Genomic DNA, 20,572 nt, shown 5'->3' on the forward strand with positions numbered 1-20,572 from the left:
AAAAATTAGAATAAAGGAAGCGAGATAATCTGATGTCATCAGTCTCGCTTCCTGTAATTAGCTAGTCCCTTGTTCATACAACCAAGAGTTCATATAAAATATTACTCTTTTACTTCTTTTTGGTAACGATTATATGCTTCCTGTTGAATCTTCATAAATTCGTCCAATCCCATATTCTTAAGAGTTTCTTTGTATGAGTCCCATTCTTTTTCTATGCCACCTTCAACTACCCATTTAGATGCTTGTTGTTTGACATAAGATTCAATACTCACATAGATTGATGATAATTTGTTAAGTTCTTCTTGTGAATAAATCACATTAGGGTAAGCTGGCAACGCAAATTGTTTCAAATCTTGGTCCATCTTCAATTTCAATCCATCACCTTGTGTTTGATCGATTTCTACGCGACTATTGATATCATCGCTTACGTATTTAGGACCAAAATCTCGAAGTGAATTAATCCATGCCCATTCATCAGCTGATTTACCATCTTTAGGAGGTAACACTTTAAACTTATCACCATTCTTTTCAGTAGCTATTCCAAATGATCCATAGAAATTCTGAATACTTGCGTCATCTGTATATAATTTATCCAACCATTTCAATAATTTAGCAGGGTTTTTGCTCTTATTTGTAATCAAAATTTCATTTCGACCATAGTTGTAATGATCTGGATCAGAAAAGACATATTGTTTACCATCCATACCTTTTAAAGCAGGTAGAGCAATATATTCACTTGAATGTAAGCCAAACGTTGCATCTGCTGTCCAACCACTAGAAACACCTACTCTAGCTACTCCCTTATCCATACGTTTCGCTACACTCATAGAGGTATCTTCTGTAAAGATTTCCGGATCAATCAAACCTTTTTTATAAGATTCGTGCATTGCTGCAATCCCTTGTTTGTAACTTTCTTCTGTACGAAGGTAGACTGGTTTTCCATCTTTTACAGACATTTCATACGTATTATCTGCACCTAAACGATTATTGAACGGAAGAATATATGAGAATGTTGGATCAAAGTTTCCTGCTCCGAATGGAATTTCATCAGAAGCGTCTCCATTTCCGTTCGCATCTTTATCCTTAAATTCTTGTAGTACTTTTACTAAATCATCATAAGTTTCTGGAACCTTTAACCCTAAATTATCTAGCCACTTTTTATTAATAAATAGCTGATTAGCTACTGTAGGACGCATTGGTAATTTTTTAGGCAGGCTGTAGATATGACCATCTGGTGAAGTAATCATAGCTTTAATCTTAGGTTCTTTCTCCATAGCCTTAGTTAAATTAGGCATGTTTTCCTTGATTAAATCTTCCAATGGAATAAACAAAGATTGGTTCTGAGCAATTTCTGAATCTGTAAAAGCATTTGAACCTAAAAATGCATCTGGTAAATCTCCGCTAGCAACCAACACAGATTTCTTATCTGCCCAATCTGCTGCCACAAGTGTATCCCATTTAACATCAATACCTGCTTCCTTGGCAGAATCTGTTAGAAAACCTTTATGATAATCTTCTCCCCAGTCAGACCAACGAACAGTCGTAATTTTATAAGAATCTTCTCCAGATTTATCATCCGTATTCGCATTATTGGAATTTGCGCAGGCTGTCAAGCCAGCAAGTGTAACTGTTCCTAAGAACAAATATGTAAATGATTTACTTTTCATGTTTTTCTCCTATTCTTTCAACGCGCCAATCATTACGCCTTGATTAAAATATTTTTGAACAAAGGGATACAACAACATAATCGGAGCGGTTGAAATAACAATTGCTGCATATTTCATCATATCGGCCTTGATACGAAGATCTGATGCCACTTCTCCTGTTGCTTGCGATTGTAACATTTGGTTACTAATTAGTAAACGTCGTAAAATTAATTGCAATGGTTGTAAATTTTCATTCGTTAAATAAATTAAAGCATTAAACCACGAATTCCAAATACCAACTGCAGTCCAAAGTCCAATAACTGCTATAATAGCTTTTGATAAAGGAACGACTATCTTAATAAAATAACGAATTGTACCACATCCATCAATTTGCGCAGCCTCCCACATCCCGTCTGGAATACTATTATTAAAGAAAGTTCTGGCAACAATAATATTGTATGATGAAACCGCAAAAGGGATTACCATTACCCAAAATGTATCAATTAGGCCAACATTCTTTACTGTTAAGTAGGTAGGAATCAAGCCACCTGATACGAACATAGGGATTATGTATAGAATACTCATCCATTTTCTACCAACTAATTCTTTTCTAGATAAAGCATAACCAGCTGGAATATTGACTACTAAAGCAACTAAGGTACCAACAACAGTATATAAAATGGTATTTAGATAGCTACGTAAGAATAAAGGTTGTTGAATAAGACGTAAATATCCATCTAATTTCCATTCTCTAGGAATAAACCATACCTTTCCATTTGCAACATCTGAAGGATTACTAAAAGATGCAATCACTACAAACCATAACGGATAAACAATTAACAGGATAAGGAAAATTGCTAAACCATAGGTAACTATATCAAATAATAATTCAGAGTTTGTTTTTCTTGATTTATGAAACCATCTCACTTTAAGCACTCCTTCCTTTAAAAAAGACCCGTTCTAGTATATCTTTTTGAGAACCAGTTAACAGATAACAAAATTATTAGATTGACTACGGTGTTAAATAACCCTATAGCTGTCGAATAACTATACTGAAAATTCACCATACCAACTTTATAAACATAGGTCGAAATTATCTCACTTCCTGCTAAATTAAGAGGATTCTGTAATAGTAACACTTTCTCAAACCCTACACTTAATAAACTACCTGCTCTTAATATTAGCAAAATCATAGCAGTTGGCAAAAGTAATGGTAATTCTATATGCCTAATTTTTTGTAACCTAGAAGCGCCATCCATAGTTGCAGCCTCATAATATGTAGGATCAATTGCAGAAAGCGCTGCCAGATAAATAATACTATCCCAACCAATATGTTGCCATACATCACTCCAAACATAAACACCTGCAAAACTAGTAGGTTTTGATAAAAAATCTGGAATAGTAATTCCAACAGACTTAAATACATTTGCTAACAAACCACTAGTAGGAGATAAAAATAAGATAATCATCCCACACATAACCATTGTAGAGATAAAATGAGGTAAGTAAGTTGTCACTTGAAATATTTTTCTAAATTTCCCAACTCTTAACTGATTACTGATTATAGCTAGTATAATAGGCAAGGGGAATCCTACTACAATACTATAAAGTGAAATTTTTAATGTATTGAACATAGTTGTCCCGAATTGGAATGATGAGAAAAATTGAGTAAAGTACTTAAATCCTACCCACTGACTAGCAAAGATACCATTAGCTGGTGAATAGTCTTTAAATGCAATAATTAATCCCAACATGGGAATATAGGAAAATAAAATTAATAGCAATATTGAAGGAAAAAGTAATATGTATAACGGAATACTATGCTTTAATTTTATTTTATGAAGTTGAGATGCTACTTTCATTTTTTTCCTCCTATCTGATTTTCTACGATTATTTTACACCAAAAAGAATTCCCTTAATATAACTTTTTGGACTAGGTTTATCAATTTTTCAGTTTATCAGTTCTAAGAACTATTACTTTTCCGACATCTTGATAAAACATATCTGTTTTGTACATGATATCGTATTTTCAAAGTGCTATAATTTAAATAGGAGACTAGTATATGAAATTAAATCACGAGTTATCAAAAAAACATTCTATTCATTTTTTCTTTAAACTCCTACTTGTGCTACTATTGATAAATATTTTAATCAATATTGCTATGAGTAACATAACCAGAAATTTTATTAAAAACCAAAATATAGTACACTTACGTAGTTCAATTGAAATTTATGCTGATTCTGTTAATGAGAAATTGCATTCTGTAGAACGCTTTATGTACTCAACAATAACGCATAATGAATCTTTAGAGAAATTAAATCATGTACAAACGTTTCTTGAATATCAAGAAAATCTTAAAAAAGTTCAAACTAGCTTTACAGAGTTTGAGTATCAAAATGAAACTCATATGACATTCTTATTAGAAACCGATAGTACTGATTATTTTATAAATGTCTCCAATCTTTATATTCCATATGAAGATTATCTACTGTTAAAATCAAATCTAAAATCATTGCGTAGTGATATAAGTGACCGTAAATGGAAAAATGTAACTACTAAAAACAGTGAATACTTAGTTAAATCTGTTCATTACGAAGGAAAAATCATTTATGCCGTCATATCTTCAGAAGATATCCTAAAACCTCTCAAAAAACTCAATATTGGAAATAATGGTAAACTTTCCCTAAAAGAGCCTAACAATATACCCTCCGAAAACTATCTAATTCATGCTCAAAATGAAAAAACGCATTTACCTTTCGATATTTATGTTTTAGTCGATTATGCCGAAGTCTTTAGAAATATCACATTCTTAGAAGTATTTTTGTCAGCCGTTCCTATCATTATCACCATTTTATCAATCATCATTATCCTGTATATTCGTCAGTGGATGATTAAACCTATAACAAGACTCACTGAACGGCTCTCTCAACTTGGGGACTCCATCCCCCCTTCTGAATTTTTTATATCTGAAGGTATACTAGAAATTGATAAGGCAAATGATAAACTTAATAAAGTAATATTTGACATGCAAGAATTAAAAATACGGGAATACCATTCACAACTAGAACTTAAGAAGATTGAACTTAATTATCTTAAAAATCAAATCCGACCGCATTTCTACTTGAATATGTTATCAATGATTCATAGTATGCTTCAAACAAAAAACTACAAGGAAATTGAAGAATTAACTATCCTAACTTCAAATTATCTCCGTCATTTATTTATGGCTAATCAAGATTTTTCAGAACTTAAAGATGAAGTTCAGCATATTAAAGATTATTTAGAAATACAACGAATTCGATATGGAAATAGTATCTACTTTTCACTAGACTACAATTCTGATTTACAAAATACTCTTGTTCCATCATTACTGTTACAAACGTTTATTGAAAACACAATAAAACACGGTTTTTCATTTCAAGATTTATTTACAATTTTACTATCAATAAAAAAAGTAAAAACTGAGGACTCAGATTATATTCAGATTTGTATCGAAGATAATGGTCCAGGTTTCTCTGAAGAAATTTTATCAAAACTAAATCAGAAACAGTCTCTAATAACAGAAGATGGACATCATATCGGGATAACAAACACCATCGAACGTTTAAATCTTCTCTATCCCAACGACTATACTATTACATTTGAAAATAATGAAGAAGGTGGAGCTAAAATTCTTTTACTCATTCCATACAAGATTATAGACGGAGGTTATAATGAACATTTTATTAGTTGATGACGATCGCTTTATCATTGAGGCTTTACGAGAGAAAATAAATTGGGATAAACTACACATTGACATTGTTTATGTTGCCTATAGCCTCACTCAAGCTCAAAATATTATTAGAGAGCATCCTATTGATCTCATGATAAGCGATATAGAAATGCCTCAAGGCAGCGGCCTCGAACTCTTATCTTGGATTAGAAATGAAAAATATGATATAAAAACAATTTTTTTAACTAATTACGCCGACTTCAACTATGCTCAAAAAGCAATTGAATTGCAAAGCTTTGAATACTATCTAAAACCCATTAACTTTGAAAAATTAGAATTTATTATTCAAAAAGCCATTAGTAAAATTGAGAATCATAACTTAAATGGAAAAAATGATGCACTTTTACAAATAGAAGATAATTTCTGGTATGATTACCTTAGAAAACCTCAAATTTCTCGCATTGATGAACTAGAAAACATAGCAATCAAACAAGATTTTATTCTTCAAAAACACCAGTATTTTTTTCTTGCAGTTTTAACCATTAATCTTAATGAAGAAGATTATTCTGTAGAAACTCCATCATGGACTTCTCAACTAAAAAGAGAACTTCAAAGAATTTCACAACCTTCTTATAAACTGATAAGTTTGTTTAAGATGGAAAGCCAGGTTGATCAATATGTTTGTCTTTTTAGAGTAGACTCATCAAAACGTAGTGACAAATTAGCATATGAGATTCATTCTCAAATTTCTAATAACTTTAGTAAATACTCAAACATTATATATAAGAGTTGCCATAAAATATCCGATATTTTATTTCATACCAAAGAACTCTACACTTATAATGAACAATATGTTTCTTATTGGAATACTATTACATGTGTTCCACATAGTTTCCCAACTTCTTTTAAAACAGAAACTCTTTCAATTACTTTTTTAGATACCTTAAGTGAATACGAATTAAGAGAAAAAATTAATTCACTTGCTTATAATTCTCAAATACCTACTTTCACACTACAACAAATTTTACTAGATTGGACTCAACAAATAGGAATATATCTAGATCAAAATGGAATCTCGGCACATAAATTATTCCAAAACAGCACTCATGATTTCTTATTCCAACGACGCTTTCATTCAATTGAATCTTTTCAGGATTACTTTGATTATTACTGGTCACATGCTAAGAAATTTGCAACAAACATTGAAAACCAAAAAAATAGTATTCAACGCATCGTCGAATACATAGATCATCACTACTATGAAGATATAAATCGTTCTATCTTAGCAGATGTTGTTTATCTCAGTGCAGATCATTTAGCTAGAATTTTTAAAAAAGAAACTGGAGAAACTCTTGTTAAATATATAACGGATAAGCGCATTAATGCTGCTAAATCTCTCCTATCTCAAACAAATATCTCGATATCACAAGTATCTTGTCAAGTAGGGTATGATAATTATTCTTACTTTACTAAAATTTTTAAACAAAGGACTGGACTTTCTCCTGGAGATTACCGTAAAACTTATCAAAACAAAATGTAAGCAATCTAAATCATTGAAATGATAAGTAAAATTCAAGGTCTGTAGTAATTTTTGAAATTCTACAGTTTTTCCAAAGATAGCTCCATAAACTTATTTGAAATTGCTGATAAGGTAACTTCTTAAAAAGTCAGTTTGAGAAAAACAGCCAGCAAATATTTCTAGGATAAAACGTATACTATCAAGCTTTTACTGAACTGCACCCCAAAAGTTAGATTTTTTCTGTCTAACTTTTGGGGTGCAGTTCAAAGAAACCTGATAATATGCGTTTTATTATGGAAATATTTCCTATTTTCTCTATTTCTAATGACTTACTTCAGCTTCTTACCTCTTAGAAAGAGCAACAAAAATATTAACTAGCAAAGTTTGGCATCATCAGTAATCCAGAACAATTTGTTTTTACATATATCGACACAAGAGGAAACATCAACAAGCCTTTACATGCTGACTATCTAAACAATAAAATGAAAAGCATCAGAAAGCGACATAAAGAGTTGGCACATGCTACACCTCATAAACTGCGACATACAGGAGCAACGCTTGCTAAACAAGCAGGAATAAGCTTAGAAGCTATTTCTGAGGCTCTAACACACAGTGACACAGGAACAACTCAGATTTATGTAAATACTTCTAATGTAGCTCCTATGGCAGTTGGTGAATTTGCTTTAAAGTCTCTAAAACAATAAGATGAAAATAAGGTAAACTTTGAGGTGAACTTTTCAAAAAAACACGAAAAAAGCACCCATAAGGTAAACTTTTGAGTGCTTTGAAACGTTGATATAATCGTATTGATTAACGTTTTGAGGCAACTGACTTTGTCAGGTTGCAGCCACATTTATAAGCGACTAAAGTCGCAACAACTGTGTCAATTGCACCAATTTAGTAAGAAAGTACAAAAAGAACACCCCGAAAGGTGCTCTTTGTAAGTATAGTAATTCTTTCGAATTAACGTTTACTAAATTGTGATGCTTTACGAGCTTTCTTAAGACCTGGTTTTTTCTACATCAAGATATTTATGGTAAATTATCACTAAAATTAAGTACTTTTGAGAGATAAATCCTCAATCTTTACATATATAACCCTTTTAAAAATCAAGAGGTTATCAAAGGGTTATCACTTTTTAGTTTTCGGAGCTTATGTAGTTGAGAAATACGAACTACTGTATCACAAATCTTATGTACAGTTTCTCCGTGCCAGTGCAATTTCTTTTTCTATCTTGAAGATATTTAAATAGTTCTATATATTATTTCTTGTGAGTAATTTTCATCAAAAAATTTCATATATAATCCCCTATAATCATGGAAAAGTAGTAAAAACAGTTGTTATCCTAGTTGATTAAAAAAATCTCTAATTTCCTCATCTTTTATAAAATAATATATAATTTTCCCCTCTCTTCTAGTGTCCAAGATGTTTTGATTGGCTAGTTTACGAAGATGGTGGGAGGCAGATGCCATACTGAGATTTAGTAAACAGGCTATATCACAGACACAGAGTTCTTCAACAGCAAGAAGATAGAAGATGATATTTATCTGCTTATTATCGGTAAATTTTGTTAAAATGCGAAGTGATTTTTGGACTTTTTCCTTTTCAAGGTAGTTCGTTGCGGTTGTAATATTTTGCTGATTTATAACATTCACTTGGCAGATACTATCTTTTTTCATAATATTTTCTCCTAGCCTAATATAGTCCATAGTATGTCAAAACTGTTATTTTCAATCAGGATATATATCCCCAATCCTAAATAGACAACGGCAATAAACCATCTGCTATATTTTTCCAAAATTTCTCCAACAGAAGGGACTTGTGCTAATTTTTGGGCAGAAAAAACCAAGAGATAAATCATGACTAGAAAAGTAAGTAAAGTCACTATCAAATTCGCTAAATTTAAGGTAATAAAATATGGGACAAAGACACCAATATTGTCAGCGCCACAACTTGCAAAAGTAATCATAGCGACTAGAAAAATCAGGTTTTTATTGTCTTTTCGCAAACCATCTTTTGCAATAGCTTCTCCATCAGAATCTCCTAAAAGCAAAACTTTGAGGCCTAGGAAAATTGGAATCAAACCGAGTAAACCTAAAATCTCTTTACTAGGAATATAATTTAAGACAAATGCAAAAAGCAAACTTAGCAATATTAGACTAACAGAGCCTAGAAATTGTCCTAAATAGATGTTAATGATGTCTTTTCTGCTTTTTCTTTTGGCAAAAAATAACATTAGGATAATAAGTAAGTCTACGGCTGTCCCAGAATACAGGATTATTGAAGTAACAACATTTTGAATCATAAAACACCTCATTCAAATATATTTTTGAATGTATTCTAACATTAAACTTTGTAGATGTCAACTTAAAATCCACCAATTAATAATTGCATGTCAATATTTGTATTGTGAAACTAGTTTCAGAAATATATAGTCTTAAAGTATGTCCACTGCCAATGGTTTTTTCAATATTTAAAAGGAGAGAACCAATTTGGTCCTCTCCAGGGTATAATTTTCCACCAACCCACTACAGTTGACAAAGAACCGTTATTCTCAAATGAGACAACTCCTTTTAGTTTTTATAACCTCAGCTTCTCGGTCTCTTACCTACTTTTAATAGAAAGACTACGAAGGACGATTCTTAAAGTAGTCAGATTGTGCAATATCGAAAGATTAGATGGGCTTAACCAATTTAACAACCCAAATCCAATTAAACTTCCATTTATTACAACTGTTTCTTGAATATTTCTTTGAATTAATTTCTGCAACGATTCAGATAAAGAATTCAATTCCTCGAAGAAATCTAAACGATTATCTAATAATAAAATATCACTCATCTGCTTAGAAATATCAGCACTTTCATTCATCACAACCCCAATATCTGCAAGCGTCAAGGCAGCAGAGTCGTTTAACCCGTCTCCAACCATCAAAATAGTTCGGCCAGCTTTCTGTAATTCCTGAACCAACTGAAACTTACCATCTGGTTTTAAATCAGTATAAACGTTGTCAAATGGCAGATCTTTAACCAACTCTTCTGTTCTAGCCAACGTATCACCAGTTGCCAGAATCAGTTTTTTCCCTTGGCGCTTTAGCTTTTTCAATGCAACTTTCGCCTCGCTTCTCAAGGGAGTGTGGATACAAAACATCCCAATTAATTCTTTCTTATAAGCCAAAAACAATAAATTGTAATGAGTCTTATATTGCTCAATCAAGGCCAGCTGCTCAGAACTAATTCTTACCTGTTCGTCTTGCATTAGTACATAATTTCCAATGACAACCGATTGACCATCAATTTGCGATTTAATCCCTTTGCTTGCAACATACTGAAGCTTGCCATGCATTTCTTCGTGTTCAATGCCTTCAATTTCAGCTTGTTTAACAATTGCATTGGCAATAGGATGATAGATATGTTCCTCCAAACATGCACTTATTCTTAAAATATCTTTCTCAGTATAATCTCCGAAAGGAAGAACCTTTTCAACCAAAGGATAACTCGTCGTGATGGTACCCGTTTTATCAAACAAGAAAGTATCCACTTCCAGATATTTTTCTAATACATCACCATCTTTAATAACCATTTCTCGATTTAGACCTTCCTTTATGGCCGTAAGGTAGGCTACAGGTGTGGATATTTTTAGAGCACATGAAAAATCCACCAATAAAAAGGAAATGGCTTTTGAAAACGAACCTGTTAACAGATAAGTCAAACCAGCACCTAAGAAGTTATATTTTACAACCTTGTCTGCCATCCTAATAAAATGACGTTGTTTTGTCTTCTTACTCTCTTCAGATTTTTTCATCAGATTGATGAGTTGCAAAATACGACTGTTTATCTGATTATCAGTCACACGAATTCTTAACTCTCCTGTTTCCAAAACAGTATTCGCACATACAGAATCTCCCTCTTTCTTTTCAACAGGGAAGCTCTCTCCAGTCAAGGAACTCTCATTGACCATGCCTAATCCTGAAACCACTTGGCCGTCAAACAAGATTTCATTACCTTGGGAGACAACTAATACATCACCTACTTGAACATCAGAACTCTTGATGCTGATGACCATGTCTCCCCGCACTAAGAAAACATCACTTTCTTTAGCAAGAAGGCTTTGTTCCAAATCTGTTGCTGTTTTTTTTAAAGACCACTGATCCAGATGATTACCCAAATCAAGCATAAACATGATGTTGCTAGCTGTCTTGGATTGGTTCATAAACAAGGACAACAAAATGGCCGAACAGTCCAAGACCTCCATGGTTAGTTCCTTGCGCGTTAAAGTTTGATAGGCTTCTTTGACATAACCCAAAGCCTGATAACAAGTCCAAATATAACGAATAGGGTAGGGTACAAAACTTCGAAACAGCAAACGCTTAATCGCTGCACCCGATACAATTGAATAAGCACTCTCTTCTCTACGAATGGGAAGAGTCATCAAGTCCGAAACTTTCCCCTTGTCAATTTTTTTTAAAAAGGCCTCTGCATTTTCTAATACAGAGAAGCCTTCTTTCATACGTAGAGTAAAGTGCTGCTGATCCATATAAAACTGAATAGAGTCGATCCCTTTTTCATCTTTAGCCAAGGAACGAAGATAATCTTGAATATCCAAGGTCAGTGAAAACGAGGACGATAATCGGATATGTTGATATCCTCTGTGTAGCACTTTAAAAGACATATTATTCACCTGTCAGGCTATCTAATTGTTCTTCTTTCTTTTCCTGTTCGTATAAATATTTAGCGTCTTGTAAAACATCATCACCGTGTTGTTTTACAACAGAAACAGATGCATCCAGTCCATCTTTCAATTTGTAAGCTTTAGCCAAGGCCTTAGAATAGCCTTTCTTAGCTTCTTTACTTGCTAAGACTTTCAAGCCAAGCGTCCCAAATGCTACCCCTCCTAAGAAGAGAGATGATTTTTTCGCAACTTTTACGACGTTTAATACTTCTTTTAACATGTTTATTTCCTCCTTGTAACTATTGTAGCGAAAAATGACAGCAAAAGCAATTGCTGATATCTGATATATAGATAAAATTCTCTATACTGATATTTAATTATATTATGATGAAAACAATATACTTTATTTTTTGATACTGTCAATAATTATGTGTAAACACTTAAGTAGAGTTACGGAGTGTTAATTAAATAAGCTTTCAAGTGTATCAGAACATTGACCAAACCCTTTATGGATTCGTTGACTTTGCTTGAAATTATAATCTTCAAACAACGTAACTAAGTAACGTTCCAGAGCCTCCTCATTAGGAAAAAGAACCTTCTTTTTCGTTTGATGTTTGATTTCTTTGTTAAGAGACTCAATGAGGTTTGTCGAATACATGCTGTGCCAAATCTGGTAGGGAAACTGATAAAAAGTTAAAAGATTATCCGTCTTCTCCAGACTTTCCATGACTTTCCTATACTTTGGTTTCCATTCGGCGAGAAAGTCCTCTAAAGCTTGTCCTGCCATTTCTAAATTTTCAGCACGATAAATCATTATAAATTGCCCCAGAATAACCGCTCTATCTGCTCGTTTCACTTTACTAGCTAGATTTCGACTAATATGAATTAAGCAACATTGTTGTTTAGCTAATGGGTGAGCCTGACTGATAATCTGCTCAAGCCCCTTAAAGCCATCTGTAACTACAAGAGAAATCTGTTGGATTCCTTGGTTTTGAAGCTTGTCTAACAGGGTGGACCAAGAAGCATTGTTTTCTTGAGGCAACTGTGCATAGCATATCTCTATGCGACTAAAGTCGCTAGAGCTATCCTAATTGCGCACCGCCAGTTCTCATAGAAAAAAACACCTTGCAAGATGCAAAGTGTTTTCGTTTGTATTCTGCTGTCCAGCAACGAATTAACGTTTAGAGAACTGGCTAGCTTTACGAGCCTTTTTCAAGCCTGTTTTCTAGTATTTTTATATCTATTGGCAGATTATCCGACTTATCCCCATCAACATCTGACTCTAACTCAACCTCTGAAGAAATCCTAATATTGCGTACTTTGATATATTCGATATTATTGTTACCTACTAGATCCCCTTTTTAATAAATCTGGGATAGCCGATAATTTAGAAATGATAGATGAATCCTTTAAAATCAAGATATTTCCATATTCATCTGTATTTTCATCAAATAGTTTTTTGTCTGCATAGTAATTGGATAGAAGAACTAAGACCTGAGTAGCTTCACCTTCATAATTGCCATTTTTGCTTTCAAAAGGTAATAATTGCTTGTTCATAGCTTGGCGAATCAGTTGCACCAGCCAAATTAATTGTCTTGACCGACGAATAAAGCGACTTCTTTCAAGGATTCGACCATAAGGAAACAGTTGGCAGATTCTATAAAAGTGTCGATGTGATTCGGCACGCTCATCAGACTCGCTACACAGAGCTGGTACATAATATCTGCTATAATTTTCTGGAAGATTTGGTCAAGCGGTCTTTTAGCCGTGTGACAGGCATACAGGAAAAACACTATTTATTTACTTTTTGCACGGGAGGCTTTAAGAATCTGATGGACATCTTTCTTGATAGTCACTCAGAGTCTCCAGAGTGTCTGGGCTGGGATATGGCAAAGATATACCGCTGCCTGAAACTGTTCTTTAACGCTGATAAACGCGACATATCAATTAAAATGTCGCACTAAAATGATTGAAAAATGATTGAAACTGTATTATAATGAATGTGTATATTTAGAAAAGAGGTACTAACTATGGAAAACCTAGTAGTTTCAGTCTTTAACACTGAAAGCGAAGCTTATCAGTCCTTTGCGGATTTGAAGGCTTTCCGCCAAACTCAGACGACCAAGGTTGCTCAAATCGCCTTGGTCAAAAATGAAAACGGTCACATCGTTGAAAAAGAACGCTATGACTTTGAAGATTCAACGACGGATGCAACCCTAGAAGGTGGCTTGCTCGGTGCAGTTATCGGGCTTTTGGGTGGTCCCATCGGCGTCTTGTTTGGTTATGGTATTGGCAGCCTCTATGGTTTGGCTGCTGGTGATACCGTTGATACGGCAGAAGCTGGCTTGATTGACGTTGTGTCTCAAAAATTGATCGACGGCGAAACAGCCGTTGTCGCCTTGGTGCAAGAAAACAACGAAGCAGTCATCGATGCTTACTTCACCAAGTACGACACCCAAATCGTGCGTTGGGATGTAGCAACCGTCGTAGCTGAAGTTGAAGCAGCCCTGCAAGTCCAAGAAGACCTCTACAACCAAGCGCGTGCGCAAATGAAGGCTGAACGTAAAGCAGATCGCAAGGCCAAACTTGAAGAGTTCAAGGCAAACATCAAATCAAAATTTGATAAATTGAAAGCCTAACGTCTAAGCGTCTCATAAATTTAAATGTGACTGAGACACCATTTAAAATTTATGTGCGTCGGATTCTCACAGTTAAATAATTGCGTTGACAAATCCGTTACAGCCGTTCTTCCATTCTTTGAAAAGAGTGTTTAATAGACAAGAAATCTGGACTAGTATTGGTCTGGATTTTTTTGTGAATATAGAGGTCATAGCTTTTTGACTATGCTTTGTTATAATTAGAAAGATTTTAAGTTTTATCAAGATGAAATCAGTCAGACGCAGGCACCCTGAACTAGCACCAGCTTCCCCACACAACTAAGACATACTGGTGCGACACTCGCAAAACAAGCTGGGGTTTCTCTTGAAGCCTTCTCAGAAGCTCTTACTCATAGTGATAAAGAGATTACAAAAACTTACGTTAATATCAAAGATAAAGTCAATCAGACTGTAGGTGATATTGCTTTTCGTAGTTTAAAAAATTGATGGGGTGAATATGGGGTGAATTTTGGGGTGAACTTTGATTTTTTGAAACAAAAAAGACATCCAAGAAATAATTCTTGAATGTCTGTAAACGTTGATATAATCGTATTGATTAACGTTTTGAGAATTGTGATGCTTTACGAGCTTTCTTAAGACCTGGTTTCTTACGTTCAACTTTACGTGAGTCACGTGTAAGAAGTCCTGCGCGTTTCAATGAATCGCGGAAGTCTGGGTCTACTTGAAGAAGGGCACGAGCGATACCATGACGGATAGCTCCTGATTGACCAGCGTATCCACCACCTACAACGTTAACGAAAACGTCGTATGAACCTGCAGTTGAAGTAACTGCAAATGGTTGGTTGATGACAAGACGAAGGTCAGCGTGTGGGATGTACTCTTCAACATCTTTTTTGTTAACAGTGATTTTACCAGTTCCTGGAACAAGGCGAACGCGTGCAACAGCGTTTTTACGACGTCCAGTACCTGCATATTGTGCTTGTGACATACTTTATTGTTCCTTTCCTTAGATAAGTCCTGAAATATCAAGAACTTCTGGTTGTTGTGCAGCGTGAGTGTGCTCAGCTCCAACAAATACTTTCAACTTCATACCTTGAGCGCGTCCAAGTGTATTGTGTGGAAGCATACCTTTAACTGATTTCTCGATCAAACGTACTGCATTTTTAGAACGAAGTTCACCTGCAGAGATTTGTTTCAATCCACCTGGGTGGTTTGAGTGAGTGTAGTAGATTTTATCAGTTGCTTTTTTACCAGTCAATTTAACTTTTTCAGCATTGATAACAATCACAAAGTCACCTGTATCAGTGTGTGGTGTAAATGTTGGTTTGTTTTTTCCGCGAAGTACGCTAGCAACTACTGCAGAAAGACGTCCAAGTGGTACATCAGTTGCGTCAACTACGTACCATTTACGTTCAACTTGGCCTGGTTTAGCCATAAATGTTGTTTTGTTCATGATTTCTCCTATATATAGTTCGATTTTTGTTTACGGTGATGGGTGTTCCTTCCCATCGAAAAGTATTTGGAAGGTTCCGGGGCCTTTCAAATGGGGTAAACAATACCGCCTACTATAATACCAAATTTCACCCCTAAAAGTCAATAGATATGAAAAATATTTTTCTGAATTCCACTCTTTTTATCTCTAAAAAACCTCGCTTTCGCGAGGCTCTTCTATTTATAAGATAAGGCACGTCTAAAGGTTTTCCAAGGTCCTAAATCATCTGTTTGCAGAACGAGACTAGCATACATGCGTCCGATAAATCCTGTTGCTACCACTGCAAAAATCACTGTAATAGCAAGCGAAATCCATGCTTCTACTCCCCCTGCATAGCCATTAATGGTTCTAAATGGCATAAAGAAGGTCGAAATAAAGGGAATATAAGAACCAATCTTCAAGATGAGATTGTCACCAGCTGCACCTAGAGCTGTCACTCCAAAAAAACCACCCATAATCAAAATCATCAAAGGCGACAGGGCTTTCCCTGAGTCCTCAGGACGAGAAACCATAGAACCTAGAAAGGCCGCCAAGACTACGTACATAAAGAGACTGACTAAAATAAAGAGCAATGTATTCAGCGAGAATGCATCTCCCAAGTGATTCAAAATACCAGACTGAGCTAAGAACGGCAAATCTTTAAAGAGTAGAATGGCTGCCAGACCACCTACAACATAAATCCCGATATGCGTTAAAATCACCAGAAACAGAGCCATCATCCGCGCATAGAAATAGTGACTAGCCCTTATGCTAGAAAAGACGACTTCCATAATTTTTGTGCCTTTTTCACTAGCAACTTCCTGAGCTGTTACACCCGCATAGGTAATCAGGATCATATAAAGAAAGAATCCTAAGGCTCCTGCTGCCATTGTTTGAATAAACTTTTTATTTTCCTTGGCTTCATCAATCTTTTCTGTGAATTGAATTGTCTGCGCTAAGCGTTTTTCCTGCTCTTGAGATAAGGAGGCCGTTGAACGATTAAGCTGATTTTGCAGTTCATTGAGTGTACCTGTAACTGCAAATTTAATTCCATTTTCAAGCGATGTTTCGCCATGATAAACTGCCTTTAGAACACTATCTTCTTGATCAATGGTCAGATAGCCTTTTAATTTTTCATCTTTAATTGCTTCTTTGGCACTTGCTTCGTCTTTATAGTCAAAGTTAACACCATTTACATTCTTCAGTCCTTCTGCTACAGATGGCACTGTTGTCACTACTGCCACTTTATCATTTTTAGCCATTGAAGAGCCTTGGAGATAGGCAATTCCTACAGAGATTCCTAAAAAGAGGAACGGCGAAATCACCATAAAGAAGAAACTCCACGATTTGACATGTCGAAGATAGGTTTCCTTGATTACAACCCACATATTTCTCATACTTCCACCCCTGATTCTAGTTTAAAGATTTCATCGATTGTTGGCGCTTGCTGGTCAAAGGTTGCGATATATTGCCCCTGAGTCAAGATTGGGAAGAGTTCCCTTCCAGCGCTCTCATCCTCCAAGATCAATTTCCAACTGCCTTGTTTGGTCAAGCTCACCTGTTTGACATGAGGAAGGTTTTCCAATTCTTCCTTGCTTCGTTCACTTGAAACAAAGAGACGCGTTTTCCCGTATTGATTGCGGACATCCTGAACCGGCCCATGCAAGACCACACGGCCATCTCGAATCATCAGAATATCGTCACAAAGTTCCTCAACATTGGTCATGACATGGTCAGAAAAGATAATGGTTGCCCCACGTTCTTTTTCTTGAAAAATGACTTGCTTGAGCAATTCTGTATTGACTGGGTCCAAGCCACTGAAAGGCTCATCCAAGATAATCAAGTCTGGTTCATGAATCAGAGTAATAATGAGCTGAATCTTCTGCTGATTTCCTTTTGACAGACTCTTGATTTTATCAGTCAGCTTCCCTTTCACTTCCAACCTCTTCATCCATTGAGGGAGTTTTTCCTTGATTTCTTTGGCATCCATGCCCTTTAGAGTCGCCAAGTAGCGAACTTGTTCAAGGACTGTCAATTTAGGCATGAGACTGCGTTCTTCAGGTAGATAGCCAATCCGAGCGTAGGTCTCCTGACGAATATCCTGACCATCTAGACTGATTTCTCCTTGATATTCTAAAAACTTCAAAATACTATGGAAAATCGTTGTCTTCCCAGCACCATTTTTTCCGACTAGTCCCAAAATACGACCTGGTCGCGCTTGAAAGTCAATACCAAACAAAACTTGCTTGGGTCCAAAACTTTTCTCTAGACTTCTTACTTCTAGCATCTTTCACCTCCGAAATGTCTTGCACTCATTATACTCCTTTTTGATAGCCTTTACAATGATTTCTGTCCATTTTTATCATCCTCATTTTAGTAAAAAATCTTGGGGTACTTTGAGTTATGAGTACATTATACAGTGCTAAATTCTAATTTATCTCTTCTGTTCCTCAACTGTCTATTTTTGATCCTGAATTGTTATTTGAAAAGCAAAAATCCACCCCGAAGGATGGATTGATACTTTAACGCACTTCTGCATTGACTTTTTCTTCGAGAGACGCTTGGATTTTTTCCATATAGCGTGCGACTTCTTCGTCCGTTAAGCTGTCTTCTGGATTTTGGAAAGTCAAGCTATAAGCCATTGACTTCATACCAAGTCCCAATTTTTCGCCTGAGAAGACGTCAAAGAGTTTGATATCTGTCAAACGTTTCACGCCGGCAGCTTGGATAGCGTCCACAACTTCTTGGTGAGTCACTTCTGCCTTGAGAAGGAGGGCAACGTCACGGCTAACTGCTGGGAATTTCGTGATTTCCACAAATGGAGCAGCTGGTTGAAGGGCAGCTTCGATGGCTGAAAGGTTGAGCTCAGCCACATACGTTTCTGGAATATCGTAAGCCTTAGCAGTGACTGGATGCACTTGGCCAAGGAAACCAAGAACTTGGTCACCGAGTGAAATCATAGCTGTACGACCTGGGTGAAGGCTAGCGATTTCAGATGTTGCCGTATAGGTTACTTGGAGTCCCAAACGAGAAAATAGCGCTTCAAGGATTCCCTTAGCATAGAAGAAATCAACTGGAACTGCTGCTGTTTGGAAATCTTTTTCAGCAACCAAGCCTGTCAAGGCAAAAGCAAAGCTGTTGATTTCATTTGGAAGTTCTTCTTTTGGATTACCTGTTTGTTCAAAGACTTTTCCAATCTCGTAAAGGGCCAAGTTTTTATTCTTACGAGCCACATTGTAGGCAACTGTATCTAGGATACCAGAAATCATATTTTGACGGAGGACAGAACGATCTACTGTCATTGGCCACATAAGTTCAGTAAGATTACTTGGTTGAGCCGTAAACTCGACTGCTTTTTCAGGAGTTGTTAGAGCGTAGGTGATGATTTCTGTCAAACCTGCCCCTTCAGCAATGGTACGAACTTGGCGACGAAGTTTTTGCGTCGCAGTCAATTCACCAGCTGTCCCATCGTCTTTTGGTAGACTAGTTGGCAAGCGGTCATAACCATAGATACGAGCGATTTCTTCAAAGAGGTCCGCTTCGATTATGATATCCCAACGACGACGTGGGACGCTGACTGTAAAGCTGTCTGCATTTCCGGAAAGACCAAAGCCAAGACGACGGAAGACGTCTTCTACATCAGCATATGAAAGCTCAGTTCCGAGGACACGGTTAACATCAGCAAGAGTTGAAGAAACTTCCACATCAGAGGTATCAAGTTCACCCGCTGAAACGATGCCTTTGCGCACCGTCGCACCTGCAAGTTCTGCAATCATGCTAGCCGCCGCATCAAGGGCTTCGTTAACAGTTGCCACATTAATCCCTTTTTCAAAGCGAGAAGATGACTCAGAACGAAGGTTGAGACGACCGCTAGTCTTGCGGATTGATTTTCCGTTGAAGACTGCAGCTTCAAGAACGACACGACTAGATTTTTCAGAGATTTCTGTTGCTTGACCACCCATAACACCTGCAAGGGCTACTGGCTTGTCTGCGACAGTGATGACTAGGTCATTCACGTCCAAGTAACGTTCTTCACCGTCCAAGGTCACCAATTTTTCACCAGCACGCGCTTCACGCACACGGATGTCACTCCCTTCAAAGGTATCCAAGTCAAAGGCGTGCATTGGTTGACCAAAGTAGAGAAGGATGTAGTTGGTCACGTCCACCACATTATTAATAGGACGGATACCTTCATTCATAAGAAGATTTTGCAACCATTGTGGACTTGGTGCGATAGTCACATTGTCCAAGATACGAGCTGCATAGTAAGGCGCCTTGTCTGTCTCAATGCCCACAGAAAGAGCATCTGCTGCAACTTGGTCAGTTTCTGAAAGAGTAAATTCTTTAAAGTTGACTGCCTTATCATAGATAGCTGCCACTTCGTGAGCCACTCCACGCATAGAAAGAGCGTCCGCACGGTTGGGTGTGATAGAAAGTTCGATGATTTCATCATCCAAATCTAGGTATGAGAAGACTTCATCCCCAGTAACAGCATCTTCTGGCAAGATTTGGATACCATCTGCGAATTCCTTTGGTACAACGGAGTCAGAAATGCCCAATTCACCAAGTGAACAGATCATCCCAAGTGACTCCAAGCCACGGATTTTTCCTTTTTTGATTTTGTAGTTGTCAGCGATGCGAGCTCCTGGAAGAGCCACCATAACCTTGATACCAGCACGCATATTTGGGGCACCACAAACGATTTGACGGGCTTCTTCTTCTCCAACGTTAACCTGACAAACATGAAGGTGAGTTTCTGGCACATCTTCGCAAGACAATACCTCACCGACGACAATTTTCGAGAGACCAGCAGCTGGTGATTCGACACCTTCTACCTCGATTCCTGTAGTTGACATTTTTTCAGCCAACTCTTGTGATGGCACATCAATGTCCACCAATTCTTTTAACCATTTATAAGATACAAGCATAATTTAGTT

15 protein-coding genes and 5 pseudogenes are annotated in these 20,572 nt (G+C 36.3%); 5 read left to right on the forward strand and 15 right to left on the reverse strand.

Annotated features, from left to right (window positions below; genetic code table 11):
* Positions 1-101: 101 nt before the first annotated feature.
* From N8N51_RS00180 to N8N51_RS00190, 3 genes are read right to left on the reverse strand one after another with little or no spacing between them, the layout of a single operon-like run.
* A complete protein-coding gene (locus tag N8N51_RS00180) occupies positions 102-1,667 on the reverse strand; it encodes a type 2 periplasmic-binding domain-containing protein (protein ID WP_084953544.1) in 1,566 nt (521 codons plus the stop codon).
* A gap of 9 nt (positions 1,668-1,676) precedes the next feature.
* A complete protein-coding gene (locus tag N8N51_RS00185; protein WP_001267167.1) occupies positions 1,677-2,573 on the reverse strand; it encodes a carbohydrate ABC transporter permease in 897 nt (298 codons plus the stop codon).
* Between the two features lie 17 nt (positions 2,574-2,590).
* Positions 2,591-3,508, reverse strand: coding sequence for an ABC transporter permease (locus tag N8N51_RS00190; protein ID WP_000861542.1), 918 nt, complete (start codon positions 3,506-3,508; stop codon positions 2,591-2,593).
* A gap of 201 nt (positions 3,509-3,709) precedes the next feature.
* Between N8N51_RS00190 and N8N51_RS00195 the strand changes: the two genes are divergently transcribed.
* The 3 genes and pseudogenes from N8N51_RS00195 to N8N51_RS00205 form a co-directional block, all read left to right on the forward strand.
* Complete coding sequence (locus N8N51_RS00195) at positions 3,710-5,380, forward strand: sensor histidine kinase (protein WP_261103325.1); 1,671 nt, start codon at positions 3,710-3,712, stop codon at positions 5,378-5,380.
* On the forward strand, positions 5,361-6,899 hold the full coding sequence (locus N8N51_RS00200) for a response regulator transcription factor (RefSeq protein WP_261103326.1): 1,539 nt from the start codon (positions 5,361-5,363) through the stop codon (positions 6,897-6,899). The genes N8N51_RS00195 and N8N51_RS00200 overlap by 20 nt, the downstream gene beginning before the upstream one ends.
* Before the next feature lie 290 nt (positions 6,900-7,189).
* Positions 7,190-7,582: pseudogene (locus tag N8N51_RS00205) on the forward strand (site-specific integrase); the annotation flags it as partial.
* 636 nt (positions 7,583-8,218) lie between these two features.
* Here the strand turns inward: N8N51_RS00205 and cadX are convergent.
* From cadX to N8N51_RS00240, 7 genes and pseudogenes are all read right to left on the reverse strand, one after another.
* Entirely contained in the window at positions 8,219-8,557 is a 339-nt protein-coding gene (cadX, locus tag N8N51_RS00210) for a Cd(II)/Zn(II)-sensing metalloregulatory transcriptional regulator CadX (RefSeq protein ID WP_000711087.1), read from the reverse strand.
* Positions 8,558-8,568: 11 nt separating this feature from the next.
* Positions 8,569-9,183: a CadD family cadmium resistance transporter gene (locus N8N51_RS00215; protein ID WP_000615746.1), complete on the reverse strand. Its 615-nt coding sequence runs from the start codon at positions 9,181-9,183 to the stop codon at positions 8,569-8,571.
* A gap of 299 nt (positions 9,184-9,482) precedes the next feature.
* Positions 9,483-11,546, reverse strand: coding sequence for a heavy metal translocating P-type ATPase (locus tag N8N51_RS00220; RefSeq protein WP_247942167.1), 2,064 nt, complete (start codon positions 11,544-11,546; stop codon positions 9,483-9,485).
* A 1-nt stretch (position 11,547) separates the two neighbouring features.
* The gene (locus N8N51_RS00225) at positions 11,548-11,826 is read right to left on the reverse strand and encodes a DUF6110 family protein (RefSeq protein ID WP_002902306.1); all 279 of its coding nucleotides are present in this window, start codon (positions 11,824-11,826) and stop codon (positions 11,548-11,550) included.
* 180 nt (positions 11,827-12,006) lie between these two features.
* Positions 12,007-12,597: pseudogene (locus N8N51_RS00230) on the reverse strand (IS256 family transposase); the annotation flags it as partial.
* Positions 12,598-12,745: 148 nt separating this feature from the next.
* A pseudogene (locus tag N8N51_RS00235) lies at positions 12,746-13,079 on the reverse strand (diacylglycerol/lipid kinase family protein); the annotation flags it as partial.
* Between the two features lie 3 nt (positions 13,080-13,082).
* A pseudogene (locus N8N51_RS00240) lies at positions 13,083-13,226 on the reverse strand (IS982 family transposase); the annotation flags it as partial.
* A gap of 350 nt (positions 13,227-13,576) precedes the next feature.
* On the opposite strand from N8N51_RS00240, the gene N8N51_RS00245 reads away from it, so the two are divergent.
* Positions 13,577-14,185 (forward strand): DUF1269 domain-containing protein, encoded by a 609-nt coding sequence (locus tag N8N51_RS00245; RefSeq protein ID WP_000429535.1) that lies wholly within the window; start codon positions 13,577-13,579, stop codon positions 14,183-14,185.
* 241 nt (positions 14,186-14,426) lie between these two features.
* Positions 14,427-14,650, forward strand: a pseudogene (locus N8N51_RS00250) (tyrosine-type recombinase/integrase); the annotation flags it as partial.
* Positions 14,651-14,759: 109 nt separating this feature from the next.
* On the opposite strand, the gene rpsI reads toward N8N51_RS00250, so the two are convergent.
* From rpsI to pheT, 5 genes are all read right to left on the reverse strand, one after another.
* On the reverse strand, positions 14,760-15,152 hold the full coding sequence (gene rpsI, locus N8N51_RS00255) for a 30S ribosomal protein S9 (RefSeq protein WP_000075964.1): 393 nt from the start codon (positions 15,150-15,152) through the stop codon (positions 14,760-14,762).
* Between the two features lie 18 nt (positions 15,153-15,170).
* Entirely contained in the window at positions 15,171-15,617 is a 447-nt protein-coding gene (gene rplM, locus N8N51_RS00260; RefSeq protein WP_001044624.1) for a 50S ribosomal protein L13, read from the reverse strand.
* 215 nt (positions 15,618-15,832) lie between these two features.
* Positions 15,833-17,032: an ABC transporter permease gene (locus N8N51_RS00265; protein ID WP_261103328.1), complete on the reverse strand. Its 1,200-nt coding sequence runs from the start codon at positions 17,030-17,032 to the stop codon at positions 15,833-15,835.
* On the reverse strand, positions 17,029-17,922 hold the full coding sequence (locus tag N8N51_RS00270) for an ABC transporter ATP-binding protein (RefSeq protein ID WP_020902740.1): 894 nt from the start codon (positions 17,920-17,922) through the stop codon (positions 17,029-17,031). Before N8N51_RS00270 ends, N8N51_RS00265 begins: the two co-directional genes overlap by 4 nt.
* A 235-nt stretch (positions 17,923-18,157) precedes the next feature.
* Entirely contained in the window at positions 18,158-20,563 is a 2,406-nt protein-coding gene (pheT, locus tag N8N51_RS00275; RefSeq protein WP_261103329.1) for a phenylalanine--tRNA ligase subunit beta, read from the reverse strand.
* Between the last annotated feature and the right edge of the window lie 9 nt (positions 20,564-20,572).

The sequence above is a fragment of the Streptococcus mitis genome (genome assembly GCF_946188685.1).
Taxonomy (GTDB): Bacteria; Bacillota; Bacilli; order Lactobacillales; family Streptococcaceae; genus Streptococcus; species Streptococcus mitis_CC.